Below are 24,658 nucleotides of genomic sequence, written 5' to 3'. Positions count from 1 at the left end.
ATCAAGTTTAGTCACATCACTCCCTTTGTTGCTAAAATGTACATAATTTTTTGCTATTTAGTGTACTGTTTTTTGCCTTTTTCAGAATAAATATTGTTTTCTCCATAAATATTTTATATGTTTGTACATGGATAATACTGGTAGTTTATCCTTGTAGTTCATTTATTCCTTATATTCACACTTATGGTTTGATACCCCATTTTTTTTGATTGTATCACTAAAATATCCTCATAGATAAAATATTTCCTAAGCGATTCTTAAAAACGACTAGGTTTCATTGTAGCCATACCTAACATCAAACAAGCTTGACATGTATATAAATCTATTTAAGAAGATTCAATAATAAATTCTATGAAAAGATATAGTTTTATCTTTTAAACACTTTACATTTCACAAAAGTATATTGATAATGCTTTTTTTATCTATTTAAGATGGAATGATAAAAACAGCTATAACTTAGGGATAATAAGAAGGTGGAAATATATGCTTTTTTCTAACTATAAAAAACCTTTTTACAAAAAACTTTTTAACTGTTTTCTAGGTATGTATAAGTAAAGGGGTAATAAAAGAAAAGTTAGAAATGAAGTGAAAAAAGATAATTAGCTAAGATATTTTAAAGAATATTATAGATAGAGCTTTAATCAATTATATGATGAGCATATAGACAAGGTACTCCGTACTACAATAGCCATTAGAGAAAATAGAGAAATGACAAAAGATGCTGTTCAAGAAGCATTTATTAAAGCTAGTAAAGCACAAATAAACCGGGATGTTTTCTTCATCCCGGTTTAAAACCTATCCTTCTAGATAAGCTTTCTTCACCTTTTCATCCTGTAACAGTTCTTTTGCATTACCCTGCATTTCGATTTCTCCGTTCCTAATAATATAAGCCCTATCTGCAGCATTAAGTGCCATATAGGCATTCTGCTCTACAAGCAATACAGTTGTACCTGCTTTATTTATATCTCTTATAATGGAGAATATCTCCTTCACTATAATTGGCGCAAGCCCCATTGAAGGCTCATCTAATAAAAGAATCTTCGGTCTTGACATGAGAGCACGACCTATGGCAAGCATTTGCTGCTCTCCTCCAGATAATGTACCAGCTATTTGTTCTTTTCTCTCTTGAAGTCTCGGAAACAAGGAAAAAACTTTTTCATAGTCTTTTTTGACTTCTACTTTATCAGTTCTTGTGTAGGCTCCCATTTCAAGATTTTCCATAACACTCATTTTAGAGAAAATCCTTCTTCCTTCAGGAACATGAGATATACCCAATTTAACAATATCTGGTGCATTTAAGGAATTAATTAATTTTCCATCCAACTTTATTTCTCCGCTTTTTATCTTCTGTATACCAGATATAGCTTTTAAAGTAGTGCTTTTGCCCGCTCCATTTGCTCCTATGAGAGTAACTACTTCTCCATCCTCTAGCTTAAGACTTATATTCTTTAAAGCGTGAATAACTCCATAAAATACATCTATATTTGTAAGCTCTAGCATTCTCCATCCTCCCCACCTAGATAAGCCATTATTACCCTTTCATCTTTTTGTATCTCCTCTGGTATTCCACTAGCAATTAAAATTCCATAATCAAATACGAATATTCTCTCACAAATTTCCATAACTAAGGACATATCGTGTTCGATAACAATAACAGTAAGGTCAAAAGCCTCTCTAATCCATATAATAAGGTCCTTTAACTCTTTTGTCTCTTTAGGGTTCATTCCTGCAGCAGGTTCATCCAGAAGAAGTAGCTTAGGCTTTGCAGCTAAAGCTCTAGCAATTTCAAGTCTTCTCTGATCTCCATATGAAAGATTTTTTGCAAGCTCATCCTTTTTATCTAATAAATTAAACTTTTCAAGGAGCTTTATTGCTTCCTCATAAGTATTATTCTCACTTTTAAAATAGGAAGGTAATCTAAAAAAAGCTGATATGACTCCATACTTTAGACCATTGTGAAATCCAATAAGCACATTGTCAATCACTGACATGTTTTGAAAAAGTCTTATATTTTGAAAAGTTCTAGCAATACCATAATGTGTTATTTTATAAGGCTTTAAATCCTTAGAAGTAACCTTTTTATTTATTTCGTATTCAATTTCTCCTGAGGTAGGAGTATATATTCCTGTTAGTAAATTGAAAAAAGTGGTTTTTCCTGCTCCATTTGGACCAATCAAGCCAATGATTTCTCCCTTTTCTACATCTAAACTTACATCTGTAACTGCTTTAATACCACCAAAGAACTTTGATAGATTACTTACCTTGAGCACTGGCATTGTGTTTGGCCTCCTTTTTGAATAATTTGAACTCCTGATTTCCCATTAGTCCTGTTGGTTTATAAACCATTATCCCAAAAAGAATAAGAGCATAAATAACCATTCTAAGCTCTGGTATATTTTGAAGAAATAATGAGATTATAGATAAGGCAATCGCTCCAACAATTGATCCTGCAATACTTCCCATACCTCCAAAAACAACAATAACAAGTATATCTATTGATTTCATAAAACCAAAAGAGTCAGGTTTTATAAAATAAAAATAGTTTGCATAAAGTGCTCCTGCTGTCCCAGCAAAAAACGCACCAATAGCAAATGCTAATACCTTATAATAAGTTGTATTTATCCCCATGGCTTCTGCTGCTATCTCATCTTCCTTAATAGCTATACAGGCTCTCCCATGATAAGAACTAATGAAGTGTCTTATTATTACAACTGTAACTACTGTCATAACAAAAACCCAAGTCCAGTTTGTATATTGAGGAATATCGTTAAAACCTATCGCTCCACCTATATAATCTATATTTAATGCTATAATCCTAATGATTTCGCCAAATCCAAGTGTTGCTATAGCAAGATAATCTCCTTTTAATCTAAGAGTTGGAATTCCAATAAGAACTCCTGCAAGTGCTGCTATAACTCCTGCAACCGCTATTGCAACAATGAAAGGCTGACCAAGCTTAGCTGTAAGGATTGCTGAGGTATACGCACCAATCGACATAAAGGCTGCATGTCCTAATGAAAACTGTCCCGTGAAGCCTGTAATCAGATTTAATCCTACTGCTAATATAATATTAATCCCAATAAGAATGATGTTCAATTGTATATAGGAGTCAATTATTCCTATGTTTATCAGTAGTTGAACTAAAACATAAGACAAAATTATTGCGCTAAAACTTATTATATTACCTTTAGTAAATCTCTTCATATTCTTCTATCCTCCTATACTTTTTCCTTTGTAATTTTACCTAGCAATCCATTAGGTTTTAATAAAAGAACTAAAATCAATATTGCAAAGGCAACTGCATCTTTAAATATGGAGCCTCCGTAAGCACTAACTATCGTTTCAGTCAAGCCGAGAAAAAACCCTCCGAACACTGCTCCAGGAATTACACCTATACCACCTAGTACGGCCGCAACAAAAGCTTTTAATCCAGGTGTTGCGCCCATAAGAGGGTTTATAGTATTATAATAGACTCCCACAAGAACCCCAGCTGCTCCCGCTAACGCTGAACCCATAGCAAAGGTAAATGATATGACATTATTAACATTGATTCCCATAAGCTCTGCAGCTTCCTTGTCAAGTGATACTGCTCTCATTGCCTTGCCTATTTTAGTTCTACGAACTATATATTGCAATGCGACCATTAATACAATAGTAACTGCAACGATATATACATTCTTTAAATCCAAAATGACACTTCCATTGAAGAACGTTAGTCTCTTGCTCGCTAACACTTCAGGAAATGTCCTTGTTTGTGGACTTACAAAATACATCATAGTATATTGTAAAAACAACGATACACTTATAGCAGTAATAAGAGCTGCTATTCTTGATGAATTTCGTATAGGCTTGTACGCTACCTTCTCAATAATCATACCAAGTATACTACATACTATCATTGCTATAAGTAAAGAGGGTAAAAATCCTAGATGTAGAAAGGTAGTTAATGCAAACCCGACATATGCTCCTATCATATAAATATCACCGTGTGCAAAATTAATTAAGTTTATAATTCCATATACCATCGTATAACCCAATGCTATTAATGCATATATACCTCCAAGTGATACTCCATTTATTAATTGTTGAAATAGCTGTTCCATCATTGTTACTTCCTTTCTATCTAAGATTCTTCGCTAACACTCAGGATATCATCTGTTTTTTACCCTGAGTGTAACGAATGGTCTAATATTTTCTTCAATTCTCTACGCTATTATTTGGGATCTAATTTCTTTAAGAAAGTTGGCGCCCCATCTTTCATTTCTATAATTGTTACAGATTTTACTGGATTGTGATTTTCATCTATAGATAAATTTCCTGTAACCCCAACAAAATTCTTAGTTTCAGCAAGTGCATCTTTTAGTTTTTCTGAATTAGCTTCTCCAGCTCTCTCTAGCGCATCTGCTACGAAATAAGCTAAGTCATATCCTAAAGCATTAAATGCATCTGGCTCTTTGCCATATTTTGCATTGAAGCTTTCTTTGAACTTAACTACCTCTGTTGCGCTATCCATTGGAGAATAATGACTTGAGTAATAAACATCATTCAAAGCATCATTACCTGCTATTTCAGTAAGTTTTGGAGATTCATATCCATCAGCACCAAGAATAGGTACGTTTAAGCCTAATTCTCTTGCCTGTCTTACAATTAACCCAACCTCTTCATAATATCCTGGGACAAACAATACCTCCGGATTTAAACCTTTAATTTTTGTTAGAACAGCTTTAAAATCTGTATCTTTTGCTTGATACGCCTCTTCAGTTAGAACTTTCCCACCTAATTTTGTATATGTCTCTTGAAAATTCTTTGAAAGCCCCTGAGCATAGTCACTGGTAGTATCACTTAGAACCGCTGCATTTTTTAATCCTAAATCACCGAAAGCAAATTCTGCCATCATGATCCCTTGAAAAGAATCACTAAAACAAGTCTTAAAAACATATTCCCTTACATTTCCGTTACTATCAACTGTTATATCATCTGCAGTAGCTGAAGCTGAAATCAAAGGAATTTTATTTTGCATTGCCGCAGGAGACGCAGCCTTTGTATTTCCAGATGTAGCAGGTCCTAATAAAGCTACAACCTTATCTCTAGTAGCTAGCCTTGTAGAAACACTAGCCGATTCTGTATCTTCTGACTTATTATCAACTTTAACAGTTTCTATCTGCTTTCCAAGTACACCACCATTTTTGTTTATCTCTTCAATAGCTAATTCAATTCCATCGGTCAATCCTTGCCCATAAGTTGCTACTCCACCTGAAAGTTCATAGTTTAGTCCTACCTTGATTATGTCTGAGCTACTTGATTTACTATTAACTGTGCCAGAAGAGCATCCTGCAAATAAGCTTAATGCAAGCATCGATGAAACTAATACTGATATTTTTTTATTCATATTAACCACCCCTATTAATTATTAATTGCTAATTTTTTGAATATTTAGTCATTTTAATATAATACCATCCTCATCTTGAACCACACGTAAAACCCCCTTTTCTGAAAAATTGTATTGAAAAACCTCTACATGTATACAAATACACGTAGAGGCTTTTTAATGCGATACCACTCTACTTTATAACTATCTCACGATAATTAACTCATTAGGTTTCATAGACTTTAGCTGTAGGATTCAACTAAACTCCTATTACAAACCTTGACCTTTTAACGGGGTCTAGCGATATGACTTACTTGATTTCAGTCATACAACTCCGAAGTGATTGCTCCCTATCAAATCAATGCTGGTTCTCAGCCGTTCCAGCTCTCTGTATTAGATCTCTAGATAGTTCACTCTTCATCATTGTTTTTAAGTATTAACTATATAACGACGCTGCAACTTTACTTATAATATTGAATAATATATCACGTTAATCTATCAGTGTCAATGTAATTTTTGCAATATTTCAAAAATAATATTTCAAATAATGAACTTTTCTAAATATAATCTTTATTCCAAATAATGTTTATAGTCATTTTTTATATGCCTATTTCTCTATTTTAAGCCATTCTAAAGACTGTGCGCCAAATAAGAAAAACGTTTTCCTATACGTTTTTGCATGAACTCATTCCTAATTATTCATTTGTCACACTATTGTGGTTGAATAATTAGAAATTTGAAAGCCTTACTAAGTAATAGCAAGGCTCTCAATTCCGTTATGAAATACTATTCTTTTATTCCTGTGTAAACGAGAACTGCATCTCTCAAAAATACCGCCAAACCAGGCTGTTCTTTGTCATAATATGCTGTAAATTTCTCATCATCTACATACATTTGAGCCAATCCTGCATGGGCTTCCTTAGTGTATCCTTTCCAAAAATAGTTTAACCATTGGCGATGTAAATCCGCTGCTCTCTGTGCAAGTTCACCTTCTGGCTCTCCAGTTGCATACGCTGCTTTCAATGTATCAATCACTCTTTTCCCTAATTTTTCCATCTCAGTATATTGTTCTTCAGTTATGTCTTTTAATTTCTTATTTGATTGATTCACTATCTCATCACCATATTTTTCTCTAATTCTTTCACCATATTTTTTCTCATTATCATCAATCATTTTTTGCTTAAATCCTTCAAACTTTTCTCTATCACTCATTTTAATCCTCCCTTCAGTTAAGGCTATAGATTTATCAACATTAGCTAATAGCAGATCCAGCTGTTTTCTTTTCTCAAGGAGTCTTTCACGATGTTCTCTAAGTGCACGTGCTCTATCAAAGGATGGAGAAGAAATAATCTCTTTTATACTTTCTAAACTTATACCTAACTCTTTGTAGAACAGTATTTGTTGTAACCTGTTAACTTCATCTTTACCATAAATCCGATATCCTGACGAATTAATCCTCGCCGGCTTGAGGATCCCTATTTCATCATAATATCTAAGGGTTCTAGTACTAATTCCTGCTAGGTTACCTAGTTTTTGCACCGTATATTCCATGCGCTCACCTCCTTACAAAAATAGATTACACCTTTACGTAACGTTAATGTCAATAGTTTTATAACTTTTTTCTCATATACGGCTCCTTAAGCAATAAAATCATAGCAATGTTTTTTGAATGCCTTAATCAACTAAAGAAATGTTAAATACGAGGTTTGCAAGTATCTATTTTAACAGGTTTATCTAAATAAATACTATTATCTGACACAACGGAGTCGTAAGCCAATATCTCTACTCCATTTTCACTTGCCAACTTAACTGCCTCTGCAAAAGCTCTATCCATTTGCCAATTTAGCTTGAATATTTTAGGTCCTTTCATTTGTATTAAAAAGAATATAATCCCTCTGTAACCTTGTTTAACTGCCTCTATCATTTCTAATACATGTTTAGTTCCTCTTTCGGTAGGTGCATCTGGAAACATAGATATCCCATGATTTTCTAGAGTCACGCCTTTTATTTCAATAAATCCTTTTTGTTTTGTAGATTCAAAATATATGTCATACCTAGATTTCCCAAAAGTAACCTCTCTTTTTAAACGTGATAAATCTTCAAGCTCCTCAATATTATTCTCTTTAAGCGCTTCAAATACTACAGCATTAGGCACTTGAGAATCCATGTTGACTAGTATATCTTCTTTCCAAACAGCAATAATTGAATATCTTGTCTTTCTATTTGTGTTATCTGAACAATCTTCTAATATTACTCTAGCTCCTGATGTCAATAATTCCTTGCATCTTCCAGTATTCTTTACATGCACAGTTTCTTCTTTTCCATCTATTAACACTTGTGCAACAAATCTATTAGGTCTTTTTAGGAAAATCCCTTGTATTGGTTTTTTGTATATCATATTTTATCTCCTTTATTTAACAAAAATCTTTTATGTTTATACTTTTTCAGATACCCTATTCTTATTCAAATAATTCTCTATTATATAATATCATTTCCTACGAGTCTGTTTTTTGTAATATACTTCAATTTATATTTTTTTATTTCACAGTTTACATAAAAAGGATAGAATAATCTCTTGATTCATCTAGTTGAATAAATTATTATAATATGTATATTATTGACTATTAAAATCACCTAATTAAGGAGGACAATATGAAACTTGAAGTAAAAGAAATTCATAAGAGTTTTTCTGCTAAAGAGATTCTACATGGCATTTCTTTTTCTGTTGAAAGTGGTAAAGCTTTGGGATTATTGGGAAGAAACGGCGCAGGAAAAACCACTACCATCAGAATACTTATGAATTTATTTAATGCAGATAGCGGTGAAATTCTCTTAGACGGAAAGAACTTTATGTCTCAAAATTATCAAATTGGATACTTGCCAGAAGAACGAGGATTATACCCAAAGAAAAAAGTTATGGAGCAATTGGTTTATTTAGGTCAGCTTAGAGGATTAACTAGTAAAATTGCTAAAGAAAATGCCTTGTTTTGGTTAAATAGATTAGGAGTAGAAGAGTATAAGAATAAAAAACTAGAAACTCTGTCAAAAGGAAATCAGCAAAAGGTACAATTAGCAGGGACATTTCTTTGCAATCCAGAAATAATCATCCTAGATGAACCCTTCAGTGGATTAGATCCTGTAAATTCTCAAATTTTAAAGGATATCATCAGAGAATTAATCAGAGATAATAAATTATTAATTTTTTCTAGCCACCAAATGAACTATGTAGAGGAATTTTGCGAGGAAGTGGCTATAATTAATAGGGGAGAAATAGTTTTAACAGGAAACTTAAAGAATATCAAGAAGCAATATGGTATGAATAGATTAACAATAAGTGAAGTTAGACTTTCACCTAAGGAACTAGAGCATGTTTTTATATCCAAATTAAATAGCATCGCTACAGTAGTAGGCATAAAGAAAAATCATCTTATAATAGAGCTAATGCATAGTAAAACAAAGAATGATTTGCTTAAAGCAATAGTAGGATTAGACTTAGACATTGAGAATTTTTCTGTATATGAACCAACTTTAGAAGATATTTTCGTAAAAAAGGTAGGTGATAGCTAATGAAAGATTTTTTTATTGTATTAAAATTTGAGCTCATGAATTATTTAAGGAACAAAGCTTTTATAATATCTACTTTAGTTATTTGCTTGTTATTAAGCATTGGTTTATCTATCCCTACGATAAAAGATACTTTTTCTTCTAAAAAGTCACAGTCTACAGAGGAGCTAGATAGTACAGTCAAAGCCTATGGATATATAAATAGAGATGGAGCTTTATCAGATACTTCGCCCCTTAAATCAGCTTTTAAATTAGGTAAGTTAGTAGAGTTTGATGATGAAAAGGAATTAGAAGATAGTGTAATTTCTAAACAAATAGAGGCAGGCTATATTATAGAATCTCCTACTAAATATCAGTATATAGTTGAAAACAACGAGATTATGGATTCAAGCAGAGCTTATTTCGAAGAAGCACTAACAGAAACATATAGAATGACTGGTCTTGAAAAAAGAGGTATATCATATGATGAAGTAAAAGATTTGATTTCACCAAATATAGAGTATGATACTAGGATTTTAGGTAAAGATAGTGCTAGTAATTATCTTTATACCTATATTTTGATATTCGGTCTATACTTTATGATCATTCTTTATGGTCAATTAATTGCTACTTCAGTGGCAAGCGAGAAAAGCAACAGAGTCATGGAGATTTTAATTACAAGTACCAATAGCGGCAACTTAATATTTGGAAAAGTTCTAGGTGGTGCTTTAGCTGGAATAATACAATTTGGACTGACTATTCTCACAGGTAGAATTGCATATGATCTAAATTCCGTAGCATGGAATAACAAGCTAGATTTCATCTTTAAAATACCAGGAAATGTACTTCTTACCTTCTTTATATTTGGAATCCTAGGATATCTATTCTATTCATTTATATTTGGAGCCCTTGGAGCCTTAGTTTCGAGAACAGAAGATGTGAGTTCTAGTTCTACGCCAGTAACTATAATGTTTATAGTAGTATTTTTCATTGCAATTATGGGTATGCAAAACACGGAAGGAGTTTTGCTGAAAGTTACTTCTTTTATCCCTTTTAGTTCTTTTATGTCAATGTTTGTAAGAGTATCTATGGGAACTGTTTCGACTGTTGAAGTAATGATTTCTCTATTTATCTTAGCTATATCTACAGTAGTCATTGGGCTTTTAGCTTCAATGATTTACCGCATGGGCACGCTTATGTATGGCAATCCTGTTAAACTAAAAAGTGCTCTTAAATTATTAAAGAAAAACAAGATATAGACTATCTTATATTAGTATCCTTTATAAAACAAAGCCCCTTAGAACGGTTAAAACAAAAAAGCTATACATATATTAATCCTATAGTATAGCTTTTTTACTTTTATGAGAAAGCAAGGTAGAAACAATCCCTTCTTATTTTAGATTAAATAGCCTTAATTCTTGTAGTAGTAATTTTACCTTCTACTTTATTCAGATTTTTAATCTTTAAAGTTGGGTTTGTTATACCGCATTCATCCATAATATCTCCAAGTACTTTGAATTCTTTTCTTCTTATAACCACCTCTACCTTGTATCTTTTATCACCATTGTTTCCTCTAGCTAAAAAGTTATTAACTGTATAGCCTTCTTCTCTAAGTTTTTCTGCTATTTCGATCATCTTATTCTTATTATTTAAAAAAACATCTACCTCTAAAATACCTAAGGCAAGTCTATCTTCGATTTTATTACCTATAAAAACTCCTAATGTTCTCCCTAATGCATATGCGATTGCAAAATGAATCCCTTCTGAACTAGTCACTTTACCAACTACTGTTGCAAAAATAATAGCATCTACAAATACTAAAAAATATACTGGATTCATAATCTTCTTTGCCATCAATATGCTCTTTAATGTTGCCAAAATATTCGTAAGTGCTGTCACTAAGAACAAGCCGATAAGCGTTAATATTATATCTTGTGTCATAAACATATCTCCTTTTAAATTTAAAATTGTACTTTAGTATAATTGAATATATTTGTTTACGTTTTGTTTCTGCAGTATAAGTATTACATAACAAAAAAAAGCTAACATACCATTATGTTAGCAAATATCCTATACAAAATTCGTGAGATCAATCATGTATTTTTTATTTTAATAATTTATGTTGAAAATTCAAGAATAGAATAAATATACTTTCATCATTAAATATTTAGAAATCTCTGATATGGGCTAATGAAAAGCATCTTCATAGTAATTTTGAAGCTAACGATAAGATTATTGTAAAAATAATTAAGATATACATTAATAAAATTTATCCAACTAACAAATGAACCTATTTATTATACCATATATCGAAATTGTTTACAAATTAATTTTTCAAAAGTAACTAATTTCATGAAAAACATTGACTATTACTTCGGATTTGATTTATTTTCAGTATCGGTAACTTTTTTTAAATGATTTATCATAATCATAAACCAGATACGTAGTATAATTGCTGCTATAGCACCAAATATAATCAAATATCCAGCATTAAACGTTAGTACAAAACACAAATATATTTCCATCACTATGAAAAGTATAATGTAAACTCTTATCTTTTTTGTATATTCTTCTGCAATATCCATATATAAATAAGCACTTAAATATTCTACTGATCCTTCAAGAATCTTATATACCATAAGAAGCTCAAAAATCGAGAAAATTACTGGCCAAATTTGTATAAGAATAAAATTAGCTTCTCTGTATCCAATTATAAAAGATGCACTTTCTCCTATAAAAGATAATGCAATCAGCAATCTTGCAAAAGTTTGTGCTTTTTCAAGTGTTTTTGATGGATAATCTTTTAATAAATAGCTTATTCCACTAGAGACTATTATAAACGCGATAAAACTTGGTAAAATTTTTATGGAACCTAGCTTGATATTGAATGTGGCTAGGAATATACCCCAAAAAATCTTTTGATATCCTTTATGCATTTAAATCTCCCCCCTTGCCTTCAAATAAAGTATTATCTCTTTAGTATTAAATCTATGAGGGGAATAATCTATATTATAGATTCTCTGAGTATATATATTTCCATCGTCGTCTTTATAGGTTAGTTTTGGATTAATGTCATAAAATGTATATTGTGACAATATGTCTTTTGGCCTATAGAATATAGAATTAATTGTCAGTTTATCTTCTTCTTTATATTTAACACCAGCGACATTCTTATAATTATCCTTACCTACATTCATATCAAATAAATTTTGTTTGCTTTTTAATAATGGAGAATCCACACCTATAAGAGTAATTGCCTTCTTGACAATAATATCTATATAAGATGTGCCATCAGAAGAGCTTCCCGAACTAGTAAACTCTATGCAATCTTTTGAATTTCTTTCTCTATATAAAATGATATTTCCAAGGTTTACATTCATAATGTCTCCGTTATTAAACTGTACCTTAGCCTTACTTAGTTTTAATTCTTCAAGTGGTTCGTCTATGCTTTGCATGTCCATTGTAATATAAACTTCTCGAACAATATATCTCCCATAAATATTTTCTGAACTATCGTTTGAATTAGAATCAAACATATTAGAAAAATATCCTGAGTGACCATGTTCACTGGCGTAAAATATTAAGTTTGGTACTTCTTCAAAAGAGATATCTACTACTTTTCTCTTATCTGTAAAATTCGTAATATACTTGATAGTAAATGCATCCCACATGTAGTTATCATCATCCATAGGAATATTGCACTCACAATAATTTTCTAAAAACACAGGATTATCTAGCTTCAGATAATAGGCTAAACCAGTACTTAAAATGACTACTAAAATTACAAGAGCTACCCCAATATTTAGTATCTTCCTATTTGTTTCCATCTACATCCCTCATTGATTTTATAATGCATATCTTTTTATCTATTATAACATGTTTCCTAATGATTATTGTAATAATCAAGGGAGCAGGGACTTTTCTACTATACCTACTTAACAATAAATAAAATTGTAAAAAAATCAATTTTTGTCTACATCTCAAGTATATCCTTAAGCTCCATCAAATTAGAAATCTCATAAGTAGGCTTTATTCCAGTTTTATTAACAATTTTATTTGGATTATACCAGCACGTATCTATACCGGAATTTATCCCACCTTGTATATCAGAGGTTAAGCTATCTCCTACTATCAATACCTTACTCTTGTCAGTATGCTTTATATTGCTTAAAGCATGTTCAAATATTTTGGGGTCTGGCTTTGATACCTCAACTTCTTCAGATACTACTATATCCTCAAAGTATTTTGCTATAGTAGATTTTCTTATTCTATTATTTTGAACATCCTTAAGTCCATTAGTAACTATAGTAAGTCTATAATCTTTATGGAGACTTTCAACAAGCTCTATACTATCATCATATAAAAAAGACGCGTTACCTAAATGTTTCATATATAATTTTGAAAACTGTTCCTCATCAAATCCAGCATTTAAGCTGTCTGATAGCCTTTTAAATCTTTCTACCTTTAATTTTTTCTGAGTAATAAGACCTTCTTCAAACTCTTTCCATATAGCCGTATTTATGCCCTGGTATATTTTCAAATGATGATTTTCATCATACTCTATATCATATTCAAGCATAGTGTTTTTAAAAGCATCTTTTTCAGATTTCTTGAAATCAAATAAAGTCTCATCTGCATCAAATATTATAACTTCGTACTTCATAATATCTCCTCCATATAGCTAGTTTTTCCAATTATAACATATATACTTTTTTATTAAAAAGTTTTGGACTATTTAATATTCAAATACCCTTAAGTATTCTCACATAGTTTGAGGCTTTCTTGTTTATACTTGTTATCAACCTTTGCATTAATTATAAGACCTATAAGAAATAATACTCCTCCGATTACCTTGCCTTTTGAAAAAATATTTAAATATATATAATCTATAATCGCACTCGTAAGCATTTGACCTATAAAACGAAGTATAACTACATATACCGTTGGTATTTTAGGAACTACAACGTTAAACAAGCAGGTTGTTAGAACTCCTATAAAACCACCTAAAAAATAGGGTATGGGAACGGACCTTATAGCTGAATACGATGGCATAGCATTTATCATAGTAGCACATAGCATAACAGAGGATATAGAAGCCATTAAATAGTTTATAATAATTCCATTTATCATACCTTCTCTTTGAGCAAGCTTTCCATTTAACATCATGTTTATAACTATATTAATACCGGTTAGAAATGATAAGAGAATATAAAGCATTTTATCCCTCCTACATAGTAATCATAACTATTATTCCAAGTGAAATTATTGAGAATCCTAATATTTTTTCTTTCTTTAACCTATTAGCTGCCATTCCAAACAATCCAAAATGTTCTACCAAGCTAGACAATACAAGCTGCCCAAATAAGCCCACTCCTACAGCAAGTGTTACGCCTATTTGAGGTATGGATATATTGTTTAAGAGTATAGTTATAACACTTAGTATGCCTGGTAAGAATAACATAAGTGGTACTTTTTTTAAATTTGAGAGCCTGTTTTTCTTTATTATGGATATGATTATAATCAACACAAGTCCTAGTACGTGATATATTAATGTACTCATATAAGGTCCTATTTTACTGGCCAGTACCCCGTTTAAAAAAACCATTATGGCAAGTATAGCACCATTTATAAGAGCTAAGTTTTTATACATGATAAATCCCCCTATTCTTTACAATCCTTTATAAATAAATTACTATATTTATATAAACTTGCACATGACATATGTCATGTTTAGGAGGAAAAATGAAAAGAATTTCAAACAATACCCTTTTAGGCCATTATATCGATAAACATAACATTGAAAACATATTGGATAAGGATGTACTAAAATATGCTCAACTTCACTTTTTTGAAAAAGAGGAATATATATTAGAAGCAGAATCTAACCTTGAATATTACTATTTGCTTGTAGATGGAAAAATCAAAATCTCTTATCTTTTTGAAAACGGTAAATCAATGCTTTTAAAGTTCTATAAAGGGTTTAATTCAATAGGAGATTTAGAGCTTTTAAAAAATATTCCTATACTATGCAATGTTGATGCAATAGAAGACACTTATTTGATAGCAATACCTTCAGACATACTCAGGGAAAAATGTCTGGATAACAAAAAGTTTTTACATCATTTAATAAATTCTTTAAGTGAAAAGCTCTATGCAACTATTAATAATAGCTCATACAATTTTGTATATCCCCTTATAAATAGGTTATCTAGCTATTTGATTGAGCATATAACAGATAAAAACTATATAGTTCTGAATTCATCATTTTTAGAAATTGCTCAATTTCTAGGAACAACCTATAGGCATTTAAATAGAACCTTTAAAGAGCTTGAATCGAAATCAATTATAAAATGTGAGGATAAAACAATATATATATTAGATGAGAACAGACTTCGAGAGCTATCTAAAAACTTGTATATAAAATCCCTCTAATACTAAAAAGATATTTCAAAAGCAATATCTGCTTTTTTCGTAACAAATTAAACTAAGGATTCCATGATACATTTTTCTATTTGCAAACTTTCTAGCTTATCTGAAAGAGTATTTTGTGTTAAGTCTCCATAAACTAAAAATTCCGCTATTTCATCCAGGAATGCTAACTCTCGATCCTTTATATCACTATTTTCTCTCCCCATAATTCCCCAACAATCCCATGGCAGCGGTTCTAATTTATTTAGACATAATAGATCACGAATCATATTATCTCGAACAAACCAATTCCCTTTCAAAAGATCACCATAAGTTCCATAATTGTCTGCATTATGCCCCTTTTTTCTACAATTAATCCAAGCTTCACCTCCTGTTATAAAAAACTCATTTTTTACATCATATGGATTATAATTTAGTTCTAGTAATCCTTTAAATAATTCAATAGGTAATAATTCTTTTCTATACTGTATTTGACTCATCCAAGGGTCAACCTTAATCCAACGTTTCTCTGACTTGTCCCAATATTCACAAACCCAGTGATCAAAATACTTCTTTTGAAATGGGTCAAAAAAAGTTGCAAAGCCTGATCTTACTCGAGCTGGAATCTTGTGATTTCTCAATACCGAGCACATTATAAGCGATAAATCTCTGCAATTCCCTAATAAAAGTTTCTCATAACTTCTTGAATTCAATATACTTGAATTGTCTCTATGCGCTATCTTTCCTAATTTTTCTTCAACTCTTCTTATGTTATTATCATTTGAATGCTCTTTTGGAATTGAAACTAATTCCATAGTTGCTAATAAGTCAATTAACGTGATTTTGTGGATGCATTCACACAATTTAGGAATATCTGTAGGAAGCTCAGCAAGCAAGTAATGATATGAGCAAGGGGATGTAATTAAGCCTTGTTCAGAATAATACTGTAATAAACTATCTAATTTCATGACAACTCTCCTTTTTAAAATATAATAGATTTTGGAATTTGTTAGTTTATTATATCAAATCAAACATGACAACATTATGTCGTGTTTGATTGTTCATGTAAAAACACTAAGCATTATCAATCCCTCAGTGACTGCTAAGATATTCTCAATTGCACATGGTATTGACAAAGCTAGAAAAGCTTTAGACGACAGAAAGATATTTCTCAACTTTTATATGAAATGCAAAAGTGAAAAATTAAGTTAAATTTTATATCCTTATTTGCTTTTTCGAAATTTATTATTCCTTCTATGAACTATTTAATGATTTTGTTGTGTCTTTGTATCCCTGGTTCTTGCTATGCCATTAAGGCATTTAATCAATTGTTTTCTCTTTCTTTTTCTCTAGATTTTGGATGAAAAGAAAAGCTCATAGACAGAGTCTATGAGCTTGAAATCATAAAAAATAATACTGATACATGAAGTTAGAAGTTTTGTAATATTTCACACTCTATTTTTATACTTTTGCAGTTATTAAAATTAGCAAATCGCTTAAGACAATCATAAATATCTTTCTTAAACTTGTAGTGGTTTACAATGTCATCTTCAAACCAGAAATTTTTTACGATGAGTTCCTTAAGCTTTTTATTATTTGCTACTTCTATTCTGCCAATAAAGCTATCTCCAAATAACACAGGCAAAACATAGTAACCATATTGCCGTTCAACAATAGGTGTATATATTTCCCACTTATATTCAAAGTTAGAAATCTTCTTTATTAACTTTCTATCCCAGATCATATTATCAAGTGGAGCAATAAATTCTACTCGTTTTACAAAATCCTTATTATTTAATACTATATCAATCAAAGGCTCATCGTCGGATAAACAGTAAAAAATATCTGATATATTTTCAATAACAATTTCTATAATTTTTTGCTCTGCAAGCAACTTCTTAAAGATATTTTTGCGCTCAGGTGATTTAAGACCATCAATTCCAAGCCATGCATCTGATGGTTTATTCCATATCAATCCAACCCCACCAATACGTCTTAAAATTCTCCACTCAAAATATTCCTCTTGAGTTAAATTAGGGTCTTTAGCACTCAAAATCTCTTTAGGGATATACTCATTTGCAAGTGCATAGTATTTAATTGTTCCTTTTTTATGGTGAAGTATTAGTTGACCTCGAAAATATAAGGTTTCCAATGCTGCGCGAGATAAAGTAGTAGGATTCCAAGCCCAATCAACTCGTTCTTTAAGGTTTATATCTTTTGAAGAAACAAAGCCCTTTTCTTTGATAATTGATTTTATGTTGTCTGCAACTGCATTCACTTGATCTTTGCTTCTACCATTTTTTTCGTAGCCAGCTCTCTGTCGGGCAAAATATTTCCAATCATCTATACTGAATATACACATATTCTTATCAAAATAATCTATAAGCTTTCTGTCTATGTACAAAAGCTTATACAGCATATCTTTAGAAAATCCATCCACTCTTGATTGCAACACTAATTCAGCATTTTTACCACACACATCAATAGGATCAAATTGAATACAACCTGCTTGCTTAATATAGTCACAAACACCTTGTTCTTTAACAAACTGATAACTGCCCATTAATCCCTGCTTCAACAGAATGAAGCGACGAGCTTGTTTATTTGTAAGCTTAACTTGTCTCATTTTATTTACCACTCCTAACTTCTTGAGCTAAGGAAAAAACTAAGTGACTTCAATTGTAACTATTTGGTCCTCATAAAGTAATAATCATATGGTAATATAGTATTACTTTGTAGTTCCATAAAACCTCTATTTTTCAGTGCACAAATTCTTTGCTTTATCTCTGGAATGGCCTTTGTAATAATATTCTCAACTTCAAAATCGTCATAAAAATTATCATTTATTACATCAAATATTTCCCCAATAAATTCCTCTTCTTCATATTGTGAAGCAAGATCAAGCCTTAAAATTCCTACCTTACCAGTTTCAGTGAATTCGCACTCTTTTGCAAAAATTTCAATAGTGCCAACTGCCTTCCCTCTTATTTTGTCAATTATACTAAAGCGTACATAACATTGATTTTTATACTCATTAAGCCAGAATCTAATGCAATTTTCCATTTCCTCTAATGATTTAAAAATAAAATTGCTAGTGCAATTATCGCTGTTAAAAACCTTTGCTGAAACAGGATCTGAATAGCATTTAAGCAAATCCTTTGCATCATTTTCCTGCACCAGTCTAAAGACAAATTGTTTACTTTCATAAATTGGACATTTTTCAAAGGAACTTTCTTTTTTTCTTAATAAAAGCAATATTTTTTCTTCATCATCTAAAATATCATAGTCTCCTTTAGTGCCATCTTCTTTATGATAGGAGATGCCATTGTCATAATTCTTCTTTAAATACTCAGCTAATTTGTATACTCCTTCTTCTTTAGCGCATTGTACAAATGCTCTATTGCGCTTATTTTTAAACATTTCCTTATCACAAGGAAATTCCTTGCACTCCCAACAACCATCGATTTTTTTATCTTGGCTACATGCTTTAATTGAACACCCATCACACTTTTCCATACAGCCAGTACATCTTCCTGACTTCCCTTCGTTACAAAGTATGCACACAAGACCACAATAAGCAATACTTTTTTCTATTCTCTCTACTGTATATGTCATAAAATGTCCCCCTCTATAATTAACTTTAGTTATACTATAAAGGAGAATATACGACAACTGTATGTCGTATATTATCTATAAATATCAATAATTTCTTTTGCCTTTCTTAAAAATTCTGTTTTTAGTTCTTCAGGCTCGATTATCTTAATATTATTTCCGTAGTTTAAAAGTATCCCCTTCCAGCCAACTTCATTTGATGGTACACTAAACTCCAGAACGAAATCTCCATCCTCTATGGGTTTAATACTTCCTTTAGGGAAATATTCTTCAATAGATACCCTTATTTCTTTCTTACATAATACTTTTACATCCATATATTTAAGTTTATTTTTCTTCTCATGCTTATGTAGTAACTTATCAAGCTTTTCATGTTTTATAGAGAAATGTTCATCTAGCTTTTTCAAATCACGTATTCGAACCACTTTAAATAACCTGTAATCCTTCTTGTCACGACAATACCCAAATAAATACCATGCATACCATTTGTATATAAGTCCAACTGGTTCTACTAATCTACATGTTTTACTCCCATAGGAGTCTGTATATATAAATTTTATAGTCTTTTCTTCATCAGTAGCTTTTTCAATAGTTTTTAAATTTTTATCTATGTTACTGCCTTCCCTTGAAACGCCAAGATCAAGTCTTATTTTAGATTCCTTGTCTTCATCTAATTTAGAGGCATAAACTATACGTTCCAGGGTTTGTTCGATCTTTTTATTATCATAAGCTGAACATAGCGCTCTCAGCGCAGTTATAATAAATAGATAGTCTTCTGTATTAGTTATTTGTTTTTGAAGCTTAAAGCTGTCAACAATCCCATAACCACCATCAGTTCCCTGTATGGATACAATAGGTATTCCCGCTAAATTCAATGTTTCAATGTCTCGTTGTATAGTTCGAGTCGAAACTTCAAATTTTTGAGCTAGGGTATTAGAATTTACAATATCACGATTTAACAAATATATAACTATTCCAAGCAGTCTATCTATTTTCATTCTCCCACACCAATTCTTTATTAAGATTATCCAATGTTTATATAACTTAGATACTCACATTATATCATTACCATATTTTCTGTTTTATTTAGAAGTGACTCTTGAATAATTTTTCTTTTTTATTATATCATTCTTAAATATCTTAAATAAAGAGTCGGAGAAGACCATTATTGTATATATTTTTTCTATAAAGGAAAATGGCTGCCTCATTTACAATACTAATTTTGAATAACATTTTCTGCACACCTTTCTGTGCTCAACATCCATAGGGCTCTAAAACACTCTTTAGATTTAGGTAAAAAAGTAACGAGTTAGCAATCCGACAATTGCTCCAAACACGACAGAAGGAAGAAACATTTTTACTTTTTTAACCGCAATTGCTGTGAAAAGACAGCCTATAAGAATGGGAAGTGAAATAATTAGCTGTCCATCTACGGGGACAAAGATTTGTTTGATAATAAGTGCGGATATAACCCCAACTGGTACATAGTTAAAATATAAACGTAAAGTAGGACTCATCTCTCGTCCTGACATTATTTCGACGCCTATGATACGCGAAATATACGTTGAAACGGAAAGTAATCCTATTAATATCCAACGACTTAGCATTTTTGAGACCTCCTCTTTAAATAAAGACCAATAATTGGTGCTATCACACCAGTAATAATAATCGTGAACTCATTACCAGGCATAAAATATTCTAACCCAATCGCTAATATTGCAGCAGCAAGCGCGGTAACAATTTCAGGCTTTTCTACAAGACTTGAAATAAGAATAGCTGCAAAAGTAATAGGAAATGCTAGATCTAAACCCCATTTTTGAGGATCAACTTGACTTCCAATTACCCCGCCAAGAAACGAAGAGAGAACCCATGCAATATAAAAAGTACCAACAACAATCCCAAAATAAAGAGGATCTGGCCCATATTTTTTAAACCTTGAGCTTCCCAAAACAAAAGGTTCATCTGACACACCAAAAACTAACAACCACCGCCACTTCTTAGCAGGGGCAAGACCTTCGGCAAGAGCAGCTCCATATAACAGGTTACGCAAATTCAACAAAACTGAGGTAATAAGCACACTTATAAGACTTCCCCCAGCCGTCAGCATTCCAACAGCAACCATTTGTATAGATCCAGAAAATACCAATAGCGACATTGTTACGATACCTAGTAAACTAAAATTAGCTTGAGTTGCAAGTACTCCATAGGATAACCCATATGCAGCAATAGCAATTGCAAGTGGTAGTGCATCCATAAAACCAGTTTTTATCGCTCTTTCTTTTTCATCCATAAAAACAACACCTCCTCGTTTTTTATCGCAGGACATAACTCCCCAAAATAGTGCTAGCAATATAGATATCACTTTCTATATAGAAAACAACAATGTTAATCTGTGGTGTAAAATAGATGCTAAAATGATATAATAAAATTAACTTTTTGTTTATTATAGCATAGAAATTTCAAAACATATATATCAAAATAAACTTTTTGTTAATTATATTATACCTTTTAGTGCAAATATTACAGCTTTGGATTAAAGGAGGAAAAAAATGAACACCGAAAAACCTTGGGAAGAAGAAAATTTGGGAAAGCGTATAGGGACCAACCTTCGTCAATTTCGAACGAATAAAGGAATTAGTTTGGAGTCTTTAGCCAATCAAATTGAAGTAAGCAAATTAACATTAATAAAGATAGAAAGCGGAGAAGCCAATCCTACGTTATCCGTAATGTGGAAAATTGCAAATGGTCTAAATATTCCTATAAGTGCATTATTATCTATCGAATCAAATATCTCTATTGCTCGTAGAAAAGATAGCCTGAAACTGAGCAGCACTAATGACGTACTAGTCGCTGAACCTTTGTTTCAGTCTCACGACTTGTTAGAGCTTTATCGCGGTTACCTACAGCCTAATGGAGAATATGTTTCCGAAGCACATCCACGAGGCGTTGTAGAATTTGTTACTGTTATGTCTGGCCAATTGATAATAGATATAGACGGAAAAACTTATCACTTAGACGAATATGATTCGATTCGTTTTAAAGGGGATCGTACCCATAAGTATATCAACCCCTCATCATCTTTAACAGTTTTACACTTTGTCATCTCTTATAACAATCTTTAAAAAAGTCTGTCACCTTGCATTTGGGGACTCTTTTGCTTTAATTGTTTATCTATAAAATATATCCCCAAATAAATAATTCCCTCAATACAAAAGTATGAAGGAACATAAACCACATTTTAATTCTAGCTCAAAATCCTCTATACTCCTGAGATCAGTATAATTCTTCTCTGACCTTATACTGTTTCAACATGTGTTTTAATAGAAAAATAATACTGCTACACAGAAATCATGGAAGCTAAACCTTCTTTAATTTTAGGCATGATTTTAATTATTGATAGATCCCAATTCTTTTACAGGTACTTCTTTAATTTGAAATACTTTCCTATCTTTCAACGTAAAAGCATTTTTAGGACAAATATTTACACAACGCATACAACTTATACATGACTTCTGTATGCTAGGATATGGAGTTAATTTTATACTAAGGGTAGGACAATATTTGGCACACATGCCACATTGAACACACATTGTCCTATCAACTTTTATTTTACGATTTAATTTTTCCCAAATTAAATCCTCTTTTGAAATATTTCTCATAAGATCAGAAAAAACTGGTATTCTTCTCCATTTTCCCTCCCCATGTATTAATGCTTCTACAAATCTTTTAACTTCAAGTGTAGCTTTAAGATTTTTCTCATCACGCTCTTTTGCTTTTTTTTCTGAAATCAACATATTTGATGACATTTTAAATTCCTTAGCACCAATACATTCATACCCCTTTGCTTTCAGCACTTTCTTAACCGGCCCAACCACTCCACCTGAGAAAGCCTCGAGAGTGTCAAACATGAATATTGGTGTTTTTTTACTTTTTGGCAGTTCGTTAATAAAGTTCCATACTAAAGGATTTGTAGACTGTACTGCAACTGGAAATGCAAGTCCAATGATACAATCAAGCCTCACTTTAGCTGGTTCAATGCTAATCATGTTAATAAGTTCACTTTTATAACCATATATATCAAATTGTTTTATAACTTCTTTTGCAATTCTAAGTGTATTACCTGTTCCTGAAAAATAATATAATTTAATTTCTTTTTTTGCTAACATAGCAACCTCCCTTAGGTATATATTAATTACAAACGCCAAATATGAGTTTACTCATGTATGAGTATACTCATATTATAAATATTTCATTTGAAAAAGTCAATTCAAAATCTAGTAGCCAAACATCAGAAATATTAAATTGTTTTTTTAAGTGCCTTATATAAAAACAAAGGCACCAAGATTTTCATCTCAATGCCTTTGAATTTTCTCTATCTAATTTCTATGATATCCGTGATACAAAGTATGTTCATGATCTGCCGTACTCATCAATCATTATTTGATATTGCAAATCACCAAGTCCATATTCGGGAAAAAGGGACAATAGGTCAGCTATGAGGTCTCCTTTACCTAAATTGGTCTTTATGTACCTTACAATCGGACTTTCTCTTTCCTTATAAGTTAAATACATTTTTATTGCTTGATAAGTAACAGGCATCATTTCTGAAGCAGGCTTTTGATGGCTATATAAAACAGCTTTGTAAATACCCAAGTAGCCATTAATGTCAATTTCAAACGCATCGGACAACATATCGTCAATTCTTTCAAGTGCCATACAGAAGAGAACATCGCCATTATATCCAACTTGTTCGAGATATGCAAGAATTGTAATCAAATTCATCTGACAAAACATATCATCACCAAACCACAAGACAATAATATCAAATTTCTCTTCAAAAAGAGGTCTTAATGGTTCGAGTACAATCTTTCGGTATTCTTCCTCTGTCGTTTTCAATGATTTAACTCTTTTTTCTATAAAAGAATACGAAAATATTTCAGCATCAGTTTCACCCCAGCACATTGCTTCATTAAACGGGACATAGGTTGCTTTTTCTTTGATGAGCTTGTCATTCTTGAATTTTTCAAGCATACAAGAACCGTTGAGAACATGTAGAATATTCACAGGATATTTTGTTTCAATTTTTTCTTGCAGATTTTTAATTGTGTCTTTCATGACTTCATTTCCTCCATTATCATAAAATGAAGAAATGTTTTTTTGATATGTTTCTTGAATCGGCACTTGTGTCTGTCTATATTTATTAGGCGCTATACCGAACATATCAGCAAAGGCACGAGAAAAAGCTTCCTGCGACGAATAACCATATTTTATTGCAATATTAATAATTTTCATATCGGTATTTTTAAGATTTTCTGCCGCACAGGTAAGACGGCGCTTCTTCGTGTAGCTTTTCATGGTGTCGCCAAAAGCCTTATGAAACAGCACAGAGAAATGATACGGTGAATAGTTACAGTGTCGTGCCACATCATTTAAAGAAAGGTCACTTGTTATATTTTCTTCAACATACGAAACTGCTCTTTCAATTTCGGATTGCATCATAAAACATTCCTCCTTTCCATAACAGAATAGCATGATTATGATAATTTGTTTTGATAATAATTGCGAAGATTATTTAATTTTTTTCCCTTATAGAATAGACAATTTTTAATTTACCTATTGCTAAAAGCTCATTTTTACACCTTTCATCATTAAAGTTGCTCGACAGCATATATAAAAAACCTTAAAAATCAGGTCAAAAAACAGCCATTTTCTAGTCTGATTTTTGAC

25 protein-coding genes are annotated in these 24,658 nt (G+C 31.5%); 4 read left to right on the top strand and 21 right to left on the bottom strand.

Translation table 11 applies throughout. From position 1 onward, the window contains the following. Window positions 1-795 precede the first annotated feature (795 nt). The 7 genes from HNR33_RS07965 to sfsA all read right to left on the bottom strand — a co-directional run bounded on the left by HNR33_RS07965 (window position 796) and on the right by sfsA (window position 7,766). Window positions 796-1,500: an ABC transporter ATP-binding protein gene (locus tag HNR33_RS07965; RefSeq protein WP_429082060.1), complete on the bottom strand. Its 705-nt coding sequence runs from the start codon at window positions 1,498-1,500 to the stop codon at window positions 796-798. Then, on the bottom strand, window positions 1,494-2,276 hold the full coding sequence (locus tag HNR33_RS07960; protein ID WP_429082057.1) for an ABC transporter ATP-binding protein: 783 nt from the start codon (window positions 2,274-2,276) through the stop codon (window positions 1,494-1,496). The genes HNR33_RS07965 and HNR33_RS07960 overlap by 7 nt, the downstream gene beginning before the upstream one ends. Beyond that, window positions 2,254-3,204, bottom strand: coding sequence for a branched-chain amino acid ABC transporter permease (locus HNR33_RS07955; RefSeq protein WP_429082056.1), 951 nt, complete (start codon window positions 3,202-3,204; stop codon window positions 2,254-2,256). The genes HNR33_RS07960 and HNR33_RS07955 overlap by 23 nt, the downstream gene beginning before the upstream one ends. Window positions 3,205-3,218: 14 nt before the next feature. Beyond that, the gene (locus tag HNR33_RS07950) at window positions 3,219-4,103 is read right to left on the bottom strand and encodes a branched-chain amino acid ABC transporter permease (RefSeq protein ID WP_429082053.1); all 885 of its coding nucleotides are present in this window, start codon (window positions 4,101-4,103) and stop codon (window positions 3,219-3,221) included. Window positions 4,104-4,213: 110 nt separating this feature from the next. Continuing rightward, window positions 4,214-5,389, bottom strand: a complete 1,176-nt coding sequence (locus HNR33_RS07945) for an ABC transporter substrate-binding protein (protein WP_429082050.1) — start codon at window positions 5,387-5,389, stop codon at window positions 4,214-4,216. Window positions 5,390-6,154: 765 nt separating this feature from the next. Further along, complete coding sequence (locus HNR33_RS07940) at window positions 6,155-6,919, bottom strand: MerR family transcriptional regulator (protein WP_429082048.1); 765 nt, start codon at window positions 6,917-6,919, stop codon at window positions 6,155-6,157. Window positions 6,920-7,061: 142 nt separating this feature from the next. Then, window positions 7,062-7,766, bottom strand: coding sequence for a DNA/RNA nuclease SfsA (sfsA, locus tag HNR33_RS07935; protein ID WP_429082046.1), 705 nt, complete (start codon window positions 7,764-7,766; stop codon window positions 7,062-7,064). A 254-nt stretch (window positions 7,767-8,020) separates the two neighbouring features. Here sfsA and HNR33_RS07930 point away from each other — a divergent pair, with 254 nt between their 5' ends. Next, on the top strand, window positions 8,021-8,935 hold the full coding sequence (locus HNR33_RS07930) for an ABC transporter ATP-binding protein (RefSeq protein WP_429082044.1): 915 nt from the start codon (window positions 8,021-8,023) through the stop codon (window positions 8,933-8,935). Further along, window positions 8,935-10,170, top strand: coding sequence for an ABC transporter permease (locus tag HNR33_RS07925; RefSeq protein ID WP_429082042.1), 1,236 nt, complete (start codon window positions 8,935-8,937; stop codon window positions 10,168-10,170). Before HNR33_RS07930 ends, HNR33_RS07925 begins: the two co-directional genes overlap by 1 nt. A gap of 142 nt (window positions 10,171-10,312) precedes the next feature. Here the strand turns inward: HNR33_RS07925 and HNR33_RS07920 are convergent, their stop codons facing one another. The 6 genes from HNR33_RS07920 to HNR33_RS07895 all read right to left on the bottom strand — a co-directional run bounded on the left by HNR33_RS07920 (window position 10,313) and on the right by HNR33_RS07895 (window position 14,561). Continuing rightward, the gene (locus tag HNR33_RS07920) at window positions 10,313-10,852 is read right to left on the bottom strand and encodes a DUF5698 domain-containing protein (protein ID WP_429082041.1); all 540 of its coding nucleotides are present in this window, start codon (window positions 10,850-10,852) and stop codon (window positions 10,313-10,315) included. Between the two features lie 428 nt (window positions 10,853-11,280). Further along, window positions 11,281-11,847, bottom strand: coding sequence for a hypothetical protein (locus HNR33_RS07915; protein WP_429082038.1), 567 nt, complete (start codon window positions 11,845-11,847; stop codon window positions 11,281-11,283). Then, a complete protein-coding gene (locus tag HNR33_RS07910) occupies window positions 11,848-12,738 on the bottom strand; it encodes a hypothetical protein (protein WP_429082036.1) in 891 nt (296 codons plus the stop codon). 146 nt (window positions 12,739-12,884) lie between these two features. Next, window positions 12,885-13,574, bottom strand: a complete 690-nt coding sequence (locus HNR33_RS07905; protein ID WP_429082033.1) for a YjjG family noncanonical pyrimidine nucleotidase — start codon at window positions 13,572-13,574, stop codon at window positions 12,885-12,887. A gap of 89 nt (window positions 13,575-13,663) precedes the next feature. Further along, entirely contained in the window at window positions 13,664-14,128 is a 465-nt protein-coding gene (locus HNR33_RS07900; protein WP_429082031.1) for a DMT family transporter, read from the bottom strand. A gap of 10 nt (window positions 14,129-14,138) precedes the next feature. Beyond that, window positions 14,139-14,561, bottom strand: a complete 423-nt coding sequence (locus tag HNR33_RS07895; protein WP_429082028.1) for a DMT family transporter — start codon at window positions 14,559-14,561, stop codon at window positions 14,139-14,141. A gap of 92 nt (window positions 14,562-14,653) precedes the next feature. Here HNR33_RS07895 and HNR33_RS07890 point away from each other — a divergent pair, with 92 nt between their 5' ends. Beyond that, a complete protein-coding gene (locus tag HNR33_RS07890; protein WP_429082025.1) occupies window positions 14,654-15,343 on the top strand; it encodes a cyclic nucleotide-binding domain-containing protein in 690 nt (229 codons plus the stop codon). A gap of 47 nt (window positions 15,344-15,390) precedes the next feature. On the opposite strand, the gene HNR33_RS07885 is transcribed toward HNR33_RS07890, so the two are convergent. The 6 genes from HNR33_RS07885 to HNR33_RS07860 form a co-directional block, all read right to left on the bottom strand. Beyond that, window positions 15,391-16,287 carry a transglutaminase-like domain-containing protein gene (locus HNR33_RS07885; RefSeq protein ID WP_429082023.1) on the bottom strand — a complete coding sequence of 299 codons (897 nt, stop codon included), beginning with the start codon at window positions 16,285-16,287 and terminating at the stop codon, window positions 15,391-15,393. Window positions 16,288-16,748: 461 nt separating this feature from the next. Then, on the bottom strand, window positions 16,749-17,945 hold the full coding sequence (locus HNR33_RS07880; RefSeq protein ID WP_429082021.1) for a winged helix-turn-helix domain-containing protein: 1,197 nt from the start codon (window positions 17,943-17,945) through the stop codon (window positions 16,749-16,751). Between the two features lie 59 nt (window positions 17,946-18,004). Next, entirely contained in the window at window positions 18,005-18,934 is a 930-nt protein-coding gene (locus HNR33_RS07875) for a DUF3795 domain-containing protein (RefSeq protein ID WP_429082019.1), read from the bottom strand. 71 nt (window positions 18,935-19,005) lie between these two features. Then, a complete protein-coding gene (locus tag HNR33_RS07870) occupies window positions 19,006-19,929 on the bottom strand; it encodes a helix-turn-helix transcriptional regulator (RefSeq protein ID WP_429082017.1) in 924 nt (307 codons plus the stop codon). A gap of 291 nt (window positions 19,930-20,220) precedes the next feature. Then, window positions 20,221-20,538 carry an AzlD domain-containing protein gene (locus HNR33_RS07865; protein ID WP_429082014.1) on the bottom strand — a complete coding sequence of 106 codons (318 nt, stop codon included), beginning with the start codon at window positions 20,536-20,538 and terminating at the stop codon, window positions 20,221-20,223. Beyond that, window positions 20,532-21,257 (bottom strand): AzlC family ABC transporter permease, encoded by a 726-nt coding sequence (locus tag HNR33_RS07860; RefSeq protein WP_429082012.1) that lies wholly within the window; start codon window positions 21,255-21,257, stop codon window positions 20,532-20,534. Before HNR33_RS07860 ends, HNR33_RS07865 begins: the two co-directional genes overlap by 7 nt. Window positions 21,258-21,480: 223 nt before the next feature. Between HNR33_RS07860 and HNR33_RS07855 the strand changes: the two genes are divergently transcribed. Next, window positions 21,481-22,053 carry a helix-turn-helix domain-containing protein gene (locus tag HNR33_RS07855; protein WP_429082010.1) on the top strand — a complete coding sequence of 191 codons (573 nt, stop codon included), beginning with the start codon at window positions 21,481-21,483 and terminating at the stop codon, window positions 22,051-22,053. A 264-nt stretch (window positions 22,054-22,317) separates the two neighbouring features. On the opposite strand, the gene HNR33_RS07850 is transcribed toward HNR33_RS07855, so the two are convergent. Next, a complete protein-coding gene (locus HNR33_RS07850) occupies window positions 22,318-23,097 on the bottom strand; it encodes an EFR1 family ferrodoxin (protein ID WP_429082008.1) in 780 nt (259 codons plus the stop codon). Window positions 23,098-23,341: 244 nt separating this feature from the next. After that, the gene (locus tag HNR33_RS07845; protein WP_429082006.1) at window positions 23,342-24,430 is read right to left on the bottom strand and encodes a helix-turn-helix transcriptional regulator; all 1,089 of its coding nucleotides are present in this window, start codon (window positions 24,428-24,430) and stop codon (window positions 23,342-23,344) included. Window positions 24,431-24,658 lie beyond the last annotated feature (228 nt).

The organism is Brassicibacter mesophilus, from assembly GCF_050433385.1.
In the GTDB taxonomy this organism is placed as follows: Bacteria; Bacillota; Clostridia; order Tissierellales; family Proteiniboraceae; genus Brassicibacter; species Brassicibacter mesophilus.
Note: the sequence above shows the minus strand (reverse complement) of the source record. Positions and strands in the feature narration are given on the sequence as shown.

Excerpts from the sequence above, each read along its gene's own strand:
- HNR33_RS07915 (WP_429082038.1), bottom strand. The coding sequence starts at position 11,847 with ATGCATAAAGGATATCAAAAGATTTTTTGGGGTATATTCCTAGCCACA.
- HNR33_RS07880 (WP_429082021.1), bottom strand. The coding sequence starts at position 17,945 with ATGAGACAAGTTAAGCTTACAAATAAACAAGCTCGTCGCTTCATTCTG.
- HNR33_RS07845 (WP_429082006.1), bottom strand. The coding sequence starts at position 24,430 with ATGATGCAATCCGAAATTGAAAGAGCAGTTTCGTATGTTGAAGAAAAT.
- sfsA (WP_429082046.1), bottom strand. The coding sequence starts at position 7,766 with ATGATATACAAAAAACCAATACAAGGGATTTTCCTAAAAAGACCTAAT.
- HNR33_RS07960 (WP_429082057.1), bottom strand. The coding sequence starts at position 2,276 with ATGCCAGTGCTCAAGGTAAGTAATCTATCAAAGTTCTTTGGTGGTATT.
- HNR33_RS07855 (WP_429082010.1), top strand. The coding sequence starts at position 21,481 with ATGAACACCGAAAAACCTTGGGAAGAAGAAAATTTGGGAAAGCGTATA.
- HNR33_RS07890 (WP_429082025.1), top strand. The coding sequence starts at position 14,654 with ATGAAAAGAATTTCAAACAATACCCTTTTAGGCCATTATATCGATAAA.
- HNR33_RS07905 (WP_429082033.1), bottom strand. The coding sequence starts at position 13,574 with ATGAAGTACGAAGTTATAATATTTGATGCAGATGAGACTTTATTTGAT.
- HNR33_RS07870 (WP_429082017.1), bottom strand. The coding sequence starts at position 19,929 with ATGAAAATAGATAGACTGCTTGGAATAGTTATATATTTGTTAAATCGT.
- HNR33_RS07950 (WP_429082053.1), bottom strand. The coding sequence starts at position 4,103 with ATGGAACAGCTATTTCAACAATTAATAAATGGAGTATCACTTGGAGGT.
- HNR33_RS07920 (WP_429082041.1), bottom strand. The coding sequence starts at position 10,852 with ATGACACAAGATATAATATTAACGCTTATCGGCTTGTTCTTAGTGACA.
- HNR33_RS07930 (WP_429082044.1), top strand. The coding sequence starts at position 8,021 with ATGAAACTTGAAGTAAAAGAAATTCATAAGAGTTTTTCTGCTAAAGAG.
- HNR33_RS07895 (WP_429082028.1), bottom strand. The coding sequence starts at position 14,561 with ATGTATAAAAACTTAGCTCTTATAAATGGTGCTATACTTGCCATAATG.
- HNR33_RS07945 (WP_429082050.1), bottom strand. The coding sequence starts at position 5,389 with ATGAATAAAAAAATATCAGTATTAGTTTCATCGATGCTTGCATTAAGC.
- HNR33_RS07940 (WP_429082048.1), bottom strand. The coding sequence starts at position 6,919 with ATGGAATATACGGTGCAAAAACTAGGTAACCTAGCAGGAATTAGTACT.
- HNR33_RS07955 (WP_429082056.1), bottom strand. The coding sequence starts at position 3,204 with ATGAAGAGATTTACTAAAGGTAATATAATAAGTTTTAGCGCAATAATT.
- HNR33_RS07925 (WP_429082042.1), top strand. The coding sequence starts at position 8,935 with ATGAAAGATTTTTTTATTGTATTAAAATTTGAGCTCATGAATTATTTA.
- HNR33_RS07900 (WP_429082031.1), bottom strand. The coding sequence starts at position 14,128 with ATGCTTTATATTCTCTTATCATTTCTAACCGGTATTAATATAGTTATA.
- HNR33_RS07865 (WP_429082014.1), bottom strand. The coding sequence starts at position 20,538 with ATGCTAAGTCGTTGGATATTAATAGGATTACTTTCCGTTTCAACGTAT.
- HNR33_RS07850 (WP_429082008.1), bottom strand. The coding sequence starts at position 23,097 with ATGTTAGCAAAAAAAGAAATTAAATTATATTATTTTTCAGGAACAGGT.
- HNR33_RS07885 (WP_429082023.1), bottom strand. The coding sequence starts at position 16,287 with ATGAAATTAGATAGTTTATTACAGTATTATTCTGAACAAGGCTTAATT.
- HNR33_RS07860 (WP_429082012.1), bottom strand. The coding sequence starts at position 21,257 with ATGTCCTGCGATAAAAAACGAGGAGGTGTTGTTTTTATGGATGAAAAA.
- HNR33_RS07910 (WP_429082036.1), bottom strand. The coding sequence starts at position 12,738 with ATGGAAACAAATAGGAAGATACTAAATATTGGGGTAGCTCTTGTAATT.
- HNR33_RS07875 (WP_429082019.1), bottom strand. The coding sequence starts at position 18,934 with ATGACATATACAGTAGAGAGAATAGAAAAAAGTATTGCTTATTGTGGT.
- HNR33_RS07965 (WP_429082060.1), bottom strand. The coding sequence starts at position 1,500 with ATGCTAGAGCTTACAAATATAGATGTATTTTATGGAGTTATTCACGCT.